Source organism: Paenibacillus daejeonensis DSM 15491 (assembly GCF_000378385.1).
GTDB classification, from domain to species: domain Bacteria; phylum Bacillota; class Bacilli; order Paenibacillales; family Paenibacillaceae; genus Paenibacillus_D; species Paenibacillus_D daejeonensis.
The window spans coordinates 266,012-277,943 of the sequence record NZ_KB899666.1 but is presented as its reverse complement, the minus strand read 5'-3'; the positions used below and the strand labels follow the sequence as shown (position 1 = coordinate 277,943).

At 49.7% G+C, this 11,932-nt stretch carries 9 protein-coding genes and 1 pseudogene; 5 read left to right on the top strand and 5 right to left on the bottom strand.

The annotated features are described in order from the left end of the window. Nucleotides 1-338 precede the first annotated feature (338 nt). The 4 genes from F556_RS0121590 (at nt 339) to F556_RS0121575 (ending at nt 4,807) form a co-directional block, all read left to right on the top strand. Complete coding sequence (locus tag F556_RS0121590; protein ID WP_026297430.1) at nt 339-1,163, top strand: alpha/beta hydrolase; 825 nt, start codon at nt 339-341, stop codon at nt 1,161-1,163. Between the two features lie 600 nt (nt 1,164-1,763). Next, on the top strand, nt 1,764-2,864 hold the full coding sequence (locus tag F556_RS0121585; protein WP_020619084.1) for a DUF3048 domain-containing protein: 1,101 nt from the start codon (nt 1,764-1,766) through the stop codon (nt 2,862-2,864). Nucleotides 2,865-3,174: 310 nt separating this feature from the next. Then, entirely contained in the window at nt 3,175-3,786 is a 612-nt protein-coding gene (locus tag F556_RS0121580; protein WP_020619083.1) for a DUF47 domain-containing protein, read from the top strand. A gap of 16 nt (nt 3,787-3,802) precedes the next feature. Then, on the top strand, nt 3,803-4,807 hold the full coding sequence (locus F556_RS0121575) for an inorganic phosphate transporter (RefSeq protein ID WP_020619082.1): 1,005 nt from the start codon (nt 3,803-3,805) through the stop codon (nt 4,805-4,807). Between the two features lie 97 nt (nt 4,808-4,904). Here the strand turns inward: F556_RS0121575 and F556_RS0121570 are convergent, their stop codons facing one another. The 5 genes and pseudogenes from F556_RS0121570 to F556_RS34805 form a co-directional block, all read right to left on the bottom strand. After that, nucleotides 4,905-5,762: a DUF4097 family beta strand repeat-containing protein gene (locus tag F556_RS0121570; protein ID WP_020619081.1), complete on the bottom strand. Its 858-nt coding sequence runs from the start codon at nt 5,760-5,762 to the stop codon at nt 4,905-4,907. 35 nt (nt 5,763-5,797) lie between these two features. Next, nucleotides 5,798-8,209: an ABC transporter permease gene (locus F556_RS0121565; protein WP_020619080.1), complete on the bottom strand. Its 2,412-nt coding sequence runs from the start codon at nt 8,207-8,209 to the stop codon at nt 5,798-5,800. A 4-nt stretch (nt 8,210-8,213) separates the two neighbouring features. Beyond that, complete coding sequence (locus F556_RS0121560) at nt 8,214-8,972, bottom strand: ABC transporter ATP-binding protein (protein ID WP_020619079.1); 759 nt, start codon at nt 8,970-8,972, stop codon at nt 8,214-8,216. A 310-nt stretch (nt 8,973-9,282) separates the two neighbouring features. Then, entirely contained in the window at nt 9,283-10,716 is a 1,434-nt protein-coding gene (locus tag F556_RS0121555) for a sensor histidine kinase (RefSeq protein ID WP_020619078.1), read from the bottom strand. Between the two features lie 20 nt (nt 10,717-10,736). Then, a pseudogene (locus F556_RS34805) lies at nt 10,737-11,000 on the bottom strand (winged helix-turn-helix domain-containing protein); the annotation flags it as partial. A 738-nt stretch (nt 11,001-11,738) separates the two neighbouring features. Here F556_RS34805 and F556_RS37270 point away from each other — a divergent pair. Continuing rightward, a complete protein-coding gene (locus tag F556_RS37270; protein WP_083938088.1) occupies nt 11,739-11,918 on the top strand; it encodes a hypothetical protein in 180 nt (59 codons plus the stop codon). Nucleotides 11,919-11,932: the final 14 nt, after the last annotated feature.

Below are 11,932 nucleotides of genomic sequence, written 5' to 3'. Positions count from 1 at the left end.
ACTATTCCTTCAAAAACAATTCATTACGCTTGGCATAGACCATGATACCTGCTATGATAACTCCTGCGACAAGCAGGACCGTTAGCCATTGTTCAGCAAACCATTGTACAAACTGATTCATATCGCTCTGCCTCCTCGTTCTAAGCGTGAGTTCGAGATCGCAATTGCTTTTATCAGTAAGGTGCCCGGTAATCCAAAGCCTTATGTGTATCGTTTGCAGTTCGGTATGTCTCAGCCAAATAGTTGACATTTGAGGTCACTCCGAGTATGATGAATTAAAACCAACTAAATGCATTGGAATTATTATATTTAGATTAAATGAACGGAGTGGATGGATGATGGAGAAATCGTTGACGCTGCATCACTTGGACGAGGGGCTGGAACTGGCGGCGACGCTGCACTATCCGACGAATGGCACAGCCAGCGGCTCCAAGGCGCCGGCGGTCATCATCTGTCATGGCTTCGTAGGCAACCGGATGGGTACGGACCGACTATTCGTCAAAGCGGCACGCGAGCTAGCTGCCCAAGGAAGCTATGTGCTCCGCTTTGATTACGGCGGCTGCGGGGAGAGCCAGGGCGATTATGGATCACTGGGCTTGGAGTCGATGATTGACCAGACGAGGACCGCACTGGACTACATGCTGGAGATGGACTGCGTTGATCCGCTGCGTGTAACACTGCTCGGCCATAGTCTGGGTGGGGCTGTAGCGCTGCTGACCGCGGTTCGCGACCGCCGGGTGAAGTCGCTCATCCTGTGGTCGCCAGTTGCTTATCCGTTCAATGATATCGTCGGTATTATCGGCCGCGAGAGCTACGACGAAGCAATCAAGACGGGACAAACCGATTACGTCGGTTATGCGCTCCAGCCCGTATTCTTCGAATCGCTTATGCAGCACCAGCCGTTCCAAGCGGCACCGCGCTTCGGCGGGGATGTATTTCTCGTTCACGGTACCAGTGACGATGTTATTCCAGTCGATTACAGCTTCCTTTTGCAGAAGGTCCTTTGGACCCGTCCCGACGGCGGCTGCGACAAGGAAATCATTTTTCAGGCGGATCATACGTATTCCAATCAGAAGCACCAGGAGACGGCTATCGGCTCCAGCATCAAATGGTTGAATGACCTGCAAAAGCGGCACGAGCAGTGGCATCATTGGAGTATCTAAGCAACTTTTCCCGTGGAAACATCAGAATCGGACCCCGATCCTTATCGGTGTCCGATTTTTAATTTTGATTAGTTTGAGGTCGTGGGCGGGCTATGTAGTTGGGTATGCCGCTAACGCCACTCCGCCCCTGGCCCAACCGTCGCCTCCAAGTAAAGATTCTTTAACTACAGCCCCTGTACGCACCCCAACCACCGTCTCCAAGTAAAGTTGCTTTAACTGCAGCCCGCGTATGCGCCTCAACCGCCGTCTCCAAGTAAAGTTTGTTTAACTACTGCTCCCGCACGCGCCCCAACCGAGGCTCTAAGTGAAGTTTGTTTATCTACAGCCCCCGTACGCACCCCAACCGCCGTCTCCAAGTAAAGTTTCTTTAACTGCAGCTCCCGTGCGCGCCTCAACCGCCGTCTGCAAGTAAAGATTCTTTAACTACAGCCCCCGCCCGCGCCAGCACCCCAACACGCGCACCGCCCAACCCGTATACCAGTGTCGCCAGCTTCTCAAGTTGTAGGATTATTTAGGCGAGTTTCCAAGAATTCAAGACAAATCCGGTGCGGGTGTGTTTTAATAAGAGGGACGAGCTTATGAAACGGTGGAAAAGGATGGATGGAATTGAACAAGCCAAGATCGGCAGACGGATCTGCCACATTGAGACGGCGGATCACCGTGTACCGTGCCGGGCTGGCCATGCTGGCTCTATTGCTGCTGGCAGCGTGCAGTTCGAATGAATCGATGGAAGTAACCCCGCCAGACCCGCCAGCGGTTGAAGAACCGGTCGTGTCAGAGCCGGAACCCGAGCCGGAGCTGGACGGATACCTGGCCCCTCTGACCGGATTGCTGCAGGAGCAAAAGGCTACCCAGCGGCCAATTGCGGTGATGATTAACAACAATGGTCCGGCGCGTCCCCAGTCGGGACTGAGCGGTGCCGATGTCATCTGGGAGGTACTCGCAGAGGGTGGAATTACGCGACTGGTTGCGATCTACCAGAGTCAGGATTTCCCGGAGGCGATTGGTCCAATCCGCAGCATCCGTCCGTATCTGATTGAACTGGGCGAGAGCTATGAGGCTGTCCTGGCTCATGCAGGCGGCAGCCCGGATGCGTATTCGATTCTGCAAAAGCAAGCGAAGCCTTACCTGGATGAGATTTCTAACGCGGGCAGCTCCTTCTGGCGCGAGTCCTTCCGCAAGGCTCCACATAATTTGTACTCCAATCTAGAGAAGCTGCGGGAGGGCATCGAACGCCGCAATTACCGAACCGACGTAGCGGTTCCGGTCATGCGGTTCCTTGACAGCGAAGAACTGGCGACAGGCGATTCGGCCACACAGATCGACATTCGCTTCTTGCTCAAGGACTACAAAGTATCGTATAGCTATGACGAGGAATCCCGCCTCTATCTGCGCTCGATTAATGACAAACCTCACACAGATATGAACAATGACGAGCAGCTTGCTGCCGCCAACCTGGTCGTGCTCGGCACCTCGCACCGCACCTTGGACAGCGAGGGCAGACTGGCCGTGGATCTTGATTCCGGCGGTCCCGCCATGCTATTCCGTCAGGGCACCGTCATTGAGGCCGAATGGGAGCGTCGCGGCGATAACTTCATCCGCATTCTTCAGAACGGCTCCGAGCTGGGCTTTGTCCCGGGCAAGACGATTTATCACATCGTTCCCATGACACCGACGTTTGCCGAGCATGTCGTGTACTGATGATTATCCAGCTTGCACCATAGGTTCATGTCCGCTTCCGCCTGCGCGGGAGTGGGCTTTTTTAATAGAGTGGGTCTCTTGACATTGAGGTTCAGGAAGATTATGGGCGGATAAAATCGGTGGTTTTTGGTGAAAACTGAGTACTCCGGCAGCCGCTGGATATGTGCATGAAGAGGATTGAAAATCCGCCTAAAAATTTTCATAAAGCTTTACACTATCTTAACAATTATGATGTAAAGTATGATAAGATATTCTTCGGCTGAACAGAAGATGCAAATCAAACCGCAAGGCGGTAAAGGAGTCTTTGAAGGTGAAGAAAAAAAAGAATATTTTTTTCAAGACGTTGGAGGAAATGGCCGATACGATTCTTGAGGCTGCCGAGTATTTTCACCGCAATGTCCCGGATCTGAAAGATCTGAAGGTATTCGCCAAGGAGATGAAGGAGTACGAATCCAAATGCGATTTGTACGTTCACACGATCCTGACGGAGCTGAACAAGACGTTTATCACGCCCATCGAGCGTGAAGACATTATGGCACTGACGACGTCGCTCGACGATGTACTGGACGGCATCGAGGCATGCGCTTCGAGGTTTGAGATGTATCAATTCCAGGAACCGGACGAGTATATTATTCTGTTCGCCGACAATTTGGTCCGCAGTGCACAGCAGATCAAAAAAGCTATCTATTTGCTGACTGAGAAGAAATTGCTGGCCATTCGTGAGCCGGCTATTCATATTAACGAGTTGGAAAATCAGGCCGATGACCTGCTGCGCGTATGCGTCATGAGCCTGTTTGCTAATGTCACAGACCCTATCGAGATCATCAAGCGCAAAGAGATCTATGAACGGCTGGAGCAGACGACCGATTGCTGTGAGGATGTTGCTAACACCCTCGAGTCGATCGTTATGCGCAACAGCTAAGCGAGGGACCTGAGTCATGTTCGATACAGTATTTATAATCATGTGCGTGGTCGTGTTTCTGGCACTTGCTTTTGACTTCATTAATGGATTTCACGACACGGCCAACGCCATCGCCACTTCGGTGTCGACGCGGGCATTGTCACCTAGAGTAGCCATTCTGATGGCCGCGGTGATGAACTTTATCGGCGCGTTGACGTTCACTGGGGTGGCCAAGACGATTGGTGGCAGTATTGCTGACCCGACGAAGCTGGCCTTCGGGGAACAGATCGTTATCGCGGCATTGCTTGCGGCAATTGCCTGGAATCTGCTTACCTGGTGGTTCGGCATTCCGTCCTCGTCTTCTCATGCGTTGATCGGTGCCCTCGCGGGTGCTGTCATCGGGGCAGAGGGGATGGGCGGCATTAATGCAGCAGGCTTCACTTCGATTGTACAAGCGTTGATTTTTTCACCGCTCATTGCATTTACACTCGGATTTATTCTGATGATGCTGCTCAAGAAAATTTTTGCCAACCGCAGCCCGCATCAGGTCAACAAAGGCTTCCGCTCCAGCCAAGTCGTCACCGCAGCATTCCAGGCATTCACGCACGGAACGAATGATGCACAGAAGGCGATGGGGATTATCACGTTCGCCTTGGTGGCAGCGCAGATGCAGAGCACCGATGAGGTCCAGCTGTGGGTTAAAATTTCCGCAGCTACCGCTATGGCGCTCGGGACCTCGGTCGGCGGTTGGAAGATCATCAAGACGATGGGCACGAAGATTTTCAAAATCGAGCCGATCAACGGCTTTGCTGCTGATTTGGGATCGGCAATGGTTATCCTGACAGCGACGCTGGCGCATTTCCCGGTCAGTACGACGCACACGATCACATCCTCGCTCCTCGGCGTGGGCAGCGCCAAGCGCTTCTCCAGCGTCAAGTGGTCGATGGCCGGCCGGATCGTCATGTCCTGGCTGATCACGATTCCGATTTCCGCTTTCATGGCTGCGGTGTTTTTCAAGGTGATTGAGTGGATTTGGCTTTAAGAGAGATTTTAGATGGACACTTTAAATGGATAAGCAGCAAGGGGTTATCCCTGGTCAGCATGACCTTGGAACAACCCCTTGTTTTTTTATTTCTCTTTTATTTTTCTTCGACTTTGATAAATCCGACCGAGGTCGTCAACGTGAGCAGTGGACCGCCGCCGTTGATGTCGCTTTTTCCTTTGGCTGCGCCGGTGACTTTGCCTAAATCCGTTTCGGTCTTCAGGCTGTAAGCCAGCGAGGAAGGGAGCGTAGCAGTGATGCCGCCCACCTCCGCCGATGCTTTGAGGCTGCTGCCTCTTTCGAAATCACTCACATCCAGTTCAATCGTTCCCGCATCTGACTTTACACTGGACTTGCCTTGCACCTGGGCATCTCCAATGCTAATCTTGCCCACGTTGTTGTAGACCTTGTAGTTGCCCGCCAGTCCATCTAGCGTGATGCCGCCTACGGTGGTGGACACGTCATAGGCAGAGATGGCAGCCGGGAGTTCAATCTCATAGTTCACCGTGAATCGGGAATGACCGATGTTCTTCTCCGCCCACGTCCACAAATCCTGCTTCTCGTCACCCCGCGGATGCGCTTGGATGACGAGCTGCTTACCGTCTTTCCTAATGGACACCGCAGCTTGTTCTGTTACCTCCTCCAGAAGGGAGGCCCCTTGATCGTTATTAACTGCCCAGATATAGGTACGGACCGTGATGTTATCATCAGAGCTTGGGGTGATGGTTACATTACCAACCTCATTTTTAAGCAGCAGCGATGCTGCAGTGGCAGGTTCCTGGACAATCGCAAGCTCTTTCTTCAGCCCATTTTGGCTAATTTGATCCATCCACTCCGAAGGACCTTTGAGTGTAGTACCGCCCGCTCCCGAAGAGTTGATCATATTGCTGCAAGCCGTCAACAAACCAACTGATCCAACCGTGACTAACAATAACCGCTTGTATATTTTTCGCATGTTGTTCATCCTCCCTTATCGAACATTTGTATGGATTACTCGACCACGAGATTACGAGGCGAGGCTTTGCGAATCACCTTGGAGGAAGCCCAGGAGCCAAGTGTGGCCGCTATAACTGTAGCGATAGCCATCACCAGAATGCCGCCCCAATTCAGAATAACAGGCAATTCAGCAAGGCCGTAACTGAGCAGAACCATTTCGAGCAACATCGGCAGCAGATAGACACCGACGAGGATGCCCAGCAAGGAGCCAATCAACGCCAGACCACCAACGCCGAGCGCGATCGACCAGCGAATCCGGTTCGAGGTCATGCCAATCGATTTGTAAATGCCGTACGTACGGCTTTCTTTACGAATGTTGATGCGGCAGGTGCTGTAAATGATGATGAAGGTCACGATAATAAACAGCAGCCCCATCAGGCTCATCGGATAGATCATGATATTAGCCGCTTCTGTAAACAAGGAATCAAGCAGGGTTTGTTGGGTCAAGACCGAAACAGAATCTTGGAAACGTTTATTAAGTTCTTCCGCAATAGCATCCACTTGATTAATGTCTTGGACGTTAATAAAAGCTACATCTAATTCGCTATAATTCGGATCGATTGAGCGTATGGCATCGACTGTGAGGCGTCCCGAGATCGCCGAATTTTCAATCGCCTGATAGATGCCCGTAATGATCAACGACTGTCTTTCGCCAAGGATATACAGATCGATGGTGTCACCCAAGTCTTTATTCAATAGATTTGCCACGCTTATTCCGATGGAGATTTCATTTTGTTCCTTGGGGTCCTCCCCGCGTATCGTTTCGAAGCCTAAATCGTCATAACTGCCATCGAGGATGCCCAGGTAGACGCTTAGGTTCTGGATATTTGTGCTGTCCGAGCTGGCCAAAGCTTGTGAATCTACGATGCCTGTTAAATTACTCTTCCAGCCAATGGTTTGGATCCGGTCGTCATTCAGCAGCGCTTGCTCGAACTCTTCCTGTGGGAACGTCGTTTTGTTGACGACGAGGGCGGAGATGTTGGCGTTGTCGTACCCCCATTGGCCTGCGGTTTGCTGAATGCCGATAATGCTGTTCAGTATCACGTATCCCAGCACGAGCACGGAGGCAGCCATCATTGTCAGCACCAGCATGAGTACGGAGCCCTTGATGTTTTTTATCAGATTCCGGATGCCGATGACAGCGGTGACAGGAAGGGAGCCGAAGCCGAAGCGACGGGCGCCTGCCGAATTCATCCGGCGTGTCATCTTGATGCTGTCCGTCTCCGACATCCCATAACGAATCGCCTGTACTGGCTGTACGCTGCGGGCTTTCTTCGCATACAGCACAACGAACAAAATGACGAGTGCGAACAGGAACAGCCCAACCAGCAATGCGGCCCCGAAGCCCTTGATGGCAAGTGACGCATCATTTGTTCGAAGGGATGATACCGAGAAATTAATAATCAGCTTTGAGAGTATGGTGCTGAGTGCCAAGCCTGGAATAATGCTGATGATCGATAAGAATGCATATTGAATGACGTAGGTACCAATCGTTCGGCTCGAAGTCAGACCAAGCGATTTCAGTACGCCAATCGTTTTGTAATTGGCAAGAATGGCGTCCGATATCGTGAAGCCAATCGTAATCAACGCGATGAACATCATGACCAGGCCGAGGAAGATCATAATGAAACCGATAATCTGATTGATGATCAGATAGAAGGACGAGATGCCCTCGAATTCCATTTTTGATTCCAAAAATGGGGTTCCCATTTCATTTTCGAAACGGTCCCAATAGGTCAAATTGGTGCTGTAATCGGCAAACCGCAGCCCCATCATGTAATTGTCATTGCCTGGCAGGTCCGATAGGCTTTCCTGATAATCGTCGCTGTTGGTCCAGACTCTCGACGTGTTGCTGAAGGGGGCGCCATATGCAACGTCAACGACAATGCCAGAGACTTGAAGCTCCAGTGGAGAATCACCTGTGCGGAATCCGACCGAGTCGCCAAGCGAGATATTATAGCTATTCGCCATCGACGTCGGAATCCAGATGGTTCCTTTATCCGGCGTGTCCGTCTGCATGCCTTGTGCAAATACCAGATTGTCGACCTCAAAAGGGAGCGACGGCGTATCAATCATATACAGAAACAGATTTGGGTAATCGTTACCGTCGTGTGTAATGCCTGACAGGGTGCGATAGGTCAGCAGATCCGAGGCTTGAACACCGTCCTGTGTTGCCCACCAGGAGTGAACGAATTCCGGGTCATGCAGCCCTTTGTCCATCGTCAGGATTTGATGCGCGCCGTTGGTTCGGTTGTGCATGTCTGTGAACGCGTTCCCGGTATTGGCGATGATGATCGTAGCTGTGGACACCAGCAGCGTAGATAGCAGAATCAAGAGCGCCACGAACAGATTTTGTATTTTGCTTTTTTTGAGGTAGGAAAAGCTAAGCTTCCAGACTGCAGTCATAAGCTCACTCCTTCCCCGACACGAAAGCAAAGATCATGGATTCACGATCTTCCGTGTTGTTGGCATCGTATTTATCAAACTCCAGCGTGCCGCCAACTTTTCCGTCCCGGATGAAGATGAGTCGATCTGCGCGGCAAGCCGCTTTGATATCATGGGTAACCATGACAACGGATTGGCCTTTGCGGTTAATATCGGTGAGGATGTCGAGCACAGCCTTGCCGTGGTCATAGTTCAGGCTTCCTGTTGGCTCGTCAGCGAAAATAATATCCGGCGAATTGATCAGTGCTCGGGCAATCGCAGCACGCTGCTGCTGGCCACCAGAGGTTTGGGCCGGCAGTCGGCCGTGCTGACCGTCAATACCCATGGCTGTAATCAGCTCGTTAGCTTTGGCTTTAATGGCGCTCTTCTTATTGCCCGCGATATAGCCAGGCAAGGAGACGTTCTCGAGGATGGTCAGATCGGGGACCAGATTAATGCTCTGATAGATGTAGCCGATTTGCTTGGTGCGGAAATCAGACAGCTCTTGCTCATTGTAGGTATCAATCCGCTTGTCGCGGAAGTACACCTCACCAGCCGTTACACTGTCCAAACCGCTAAGCATATAGAGCAGGGTCGATTTACCGGAACCGGAGTTACCCATGATGACGGTAAAGTCCCCTTCATAGAGCTCCAGGTCCACGTTGCGAATTGCATGATACTGCTCGGTGCCTGTGTTATATGTTTTGCATAAGTTATTTGCGCGAATGATTGATTTCTTGGCCATGGTCATCACTCCTATTTATCTGTATGGAACCCAGTGTAAAGGAGCGATCTTTAAAAACCATTATCAAGTTATAAATAAAGTATTACAGAAATTCGAGGGTTGAAATGTGTAAGCCTCAAGGTAACGGATCGTTCTTACGAACGCTGTTGTTCCCGGATTTCTTTGATTTTTGTACCCCTGTAAGGGGTGAAATCCGGGAACAAAGGCGAGCGCTCCGCAGCATATGCTCCCGAAGTCGCTTTCTTGCAGAAAGCGTTGACCAGAATCGATTCCGTACCTATCGGCACGATTTCAAAAGTTGAAATTCTGACTAGACCGGGAGGGTGAAGTGGAAGACGGTACCTTCTTTTTCTTTGCTGGTAAAGGAGATTTGGCCGCCGTGGGCTTCGATGATGGTTTTGCATATCGAGAGTCCGAGGCCTGTGCCTTTCTGGACGCCCTCGGTGCCAGGGTCGCTGGCGCGTCCCTTGAAGTAACGCTCAAAAATGAACGGCATATCCTGCGCACGGATCCCTTTGCCTGAGTCGGCAATTGTGATTCTCAGCTGGCCGGGCTCGAGTTGGGTATTGATGCGAATGCTGTCTCCAGGGGTCGTATGCTTGAGTGCATTGGATACGAGATTGGAAATGACCTGTTCAATGCGAACGGAATCGATCCGGACCAGGACATTCGGGATCTCCCGGGGCGGAGTGTAGAGAAGACCGTTGGTACGAACATAGTGTCCGATCGTCTTCAGCATTGGCTCAAGGACTTCTTGACTATATTGCTCCTGGGGCTCCACCGAAATCTGACCCAGCTCCTGCAGCGCATGGATCAGCAGATCTTCGACAAGACGTGCCATTTTGTCGGTATTGCCGCGCATCACCTCGACATACTCCATCATCATTTCCTCATCCGAACAGACGCCCTCCAGGATGGCATCGATGTAGGCTTTCATCGTCGTCAAGGGTGTTTTGAGCTCATGCGAAATATTGGTGACGAGCTCCTTTTGCGCCTTTTCACGTGTAATTCGTTCCATACTCAAATGCATGATTTCAGTCCGCATCAAGTCAAACATGGTGTATAACTCGCCCAGCTCATCCATTCGGTCGTACTGGATCCGGGTCTCATAGTTGCCCTTCAGGATCGCTTCCGCATGCTGCTTCAACGTATGGATGGGGGTAATCATCTCCCGCTTGAGCTTTCGTCTAATCGTGAGAGCGAGCATGGCGCACAGCAGGGAGAGGGCAGAAGCCATAAGGAATAGCGCAATCGGAAGCTTATAGGAGGTGGGTTGAATCACCTTGTTGCTCGGTAGCGTTAAGATCACGTTACCAGTCAGCGTCTGGCTCAACTCATCTACGATCGGAAAGGCAATCCGGAATTCATTCCCCATGGTCGCGGCATCATGCAAATCGTAGTGCAGCTCCGTCTGGAGATTGAGCTTGCGCTGGGGCAGCGCGCCGGCGGAATTAAAGGTAACTGTTCCGTCCAGCTCTGCATACATCGCCTTGATTTGACTGGATTCCGTTAAGGCAAGCAGGGCCTCACGCACATCCGCACGATCAAGATGGCTTCCATTCCGTTCAAGGTAAAGGATGATCGGATTGCCGGCTAACCGAACCTGATTCACGACATATTTTGGGTCGGATGCCCCAGTTGACGTGATGACATACAAAAGCAGGAGCAGGCTGCAGATGATTGAGGTAATCAGGCATAGCGTAACAGCTACAAGCCATTTTTTGTTCCATAGTTGAAAAGACATGATGGTTTCTCCTATCCGGGTTAGTCCTGACTGAACTTATAGCCGACTCCCCAAACCGTCTTCAAATAGCTAGGCTTGGAGGGATCGGTCTCAATTTTTTCTCGGAGTCTGCGTATATAGACGGTTACTGTATTCTCATCCCCGTGTGAGGTATAACCCCAGATGGCATCAAGCAGCTGCGATTTGGAGAAGACCTGATTTTTATGGCTCGCAAGATGATGCAGCATCTGAAATTCTTTGGCGGAGAGAGAGACCTCTTTTCCTTCAATCGTTACCTTGTAAGCTTTCTATTTTAGTTATGAAATGACCGGATAACGCAGTTTTGAACCAATAAAACTTTTTATTATCCCATAAGGAAGACCCTAATAGCTTCTCTTCTATTCTATGTTATTTTCCACAGGCAGCAAAGGGGAATAGGTGCAGTAGTGACTTTTTTACTATATTGACTAATTGTATTTAAATGGGTAATATCTAAATTGCGTTTCATTTTGATTGAAATTCTGTTTTTTTATTCTATAAATTATGTAAATAATTTTGAGGTGAATGTCATGAATGATCCACTCTGTTATGGAGACGGAATTTTCATTTGGTGAAAGAACGGAAGAAATTAAACGTCATAGGCAAATTCATGAATCTCCCAGAAAATAGATTAAGCTCCTTCTTACTCCTCGAGAGGTCTTACTAAAAGAGGGATGAGATTTCTACTGGTACCTAATTAATTTGATAATCGTATCTATCTATCAATATATCTCTTCAGGAATTTTTATAAATTCCCCCTTTACTTGGTATAATGTTTTATGATATCATGCAAACAATAAGTTTACATCATTTACTATAATGTCTATAAAAAGTATTTAAAAAATATAATTAGATGGATTTCTTTATAGCTCTTGTGGAATGTAGAGATTTATAATGCAATTGTGAATATGAATTGGGTATTTAATGCGCTACATTCAGCTTTTCATTTGGGGGTGAATCTTAAATGCACGCAAGGATAAAGTTTATGAAAGGAGGTGATAACTATGAATTGGAAAAATCAAATGGAAAATGTCGAGCTTGATACTTGTAATCCAGTAGGTAGTGTACTGTCCGAATTGACAGATACTGAAATGGAGACAGTGGTTGGTGGTAACTTTCCTCATCGTCCTAGCCTTACGAAGAATTGTACTATCTGGACGCTTTTATCAGGTTGTAGTTGGTAGTTTTATAATTTTTA

Excerpts from the sequence above, each read along its gene's own strand:
- F556_RS0121590 (WP_026297430.1), top strand. The coding sequence starts at position 339 with ATGGAGAAATCGTTGACGCTGCATCACTTGGACGAGGGGCTGGAACTG.
- F556_RS0121585 (WP_020619084.1), top strand. The coding sequence starts at position 1,764 with ATGGAATTGAACAAGCCAAGATCGGCAGACGGATCTGCCACATTGAGA.
- F556_RS0121575 (WP_020619082.1), top strand. The coding sequence starts at position 3,803 with ATGTTCGATACAGTATTTATAATCATGTGCGTGGTCGTGTTTCTGGCA.
- F556_RS0121570 (WP_020619081.1), bottom strand. The coding sequence starts at position 5,762 with ATGCGAAAAATATACAAGCGGTTATTGTTAGTCACGGTTGGATCAGTT.
- F556_RS0121565 (WP_020619080.1), bottom strand. The coding sequence starts at position 8,209 with ATGACTGCAGTCTGGAAGCTTAGCTTTTCCTACCTCAAAAAAAGCAAA.
- F556_RS0121560 (WP_020619079.1), bottom strand. The coding sequence starts at position 8,972 with ATGGCCAAGAAATCAATCATTCGCGCAAATAACTTATGCAAAACATAT.
- F556_RS0121555 (WP_020619078.1), bottom strand. The coding sequence starts at position 10,716 with ATGTCTTTTCAACTATGGAACAAAAAATGGCTTGTAGCTGTTACGCTA.
- F556_RS37270 (WP_083938088.1), top strand. The coding sequence starts at position 11,739 with ATGAATTGGAAAAATCAAATGGAAAATGTCGAGCTTGATACTTGTAAT.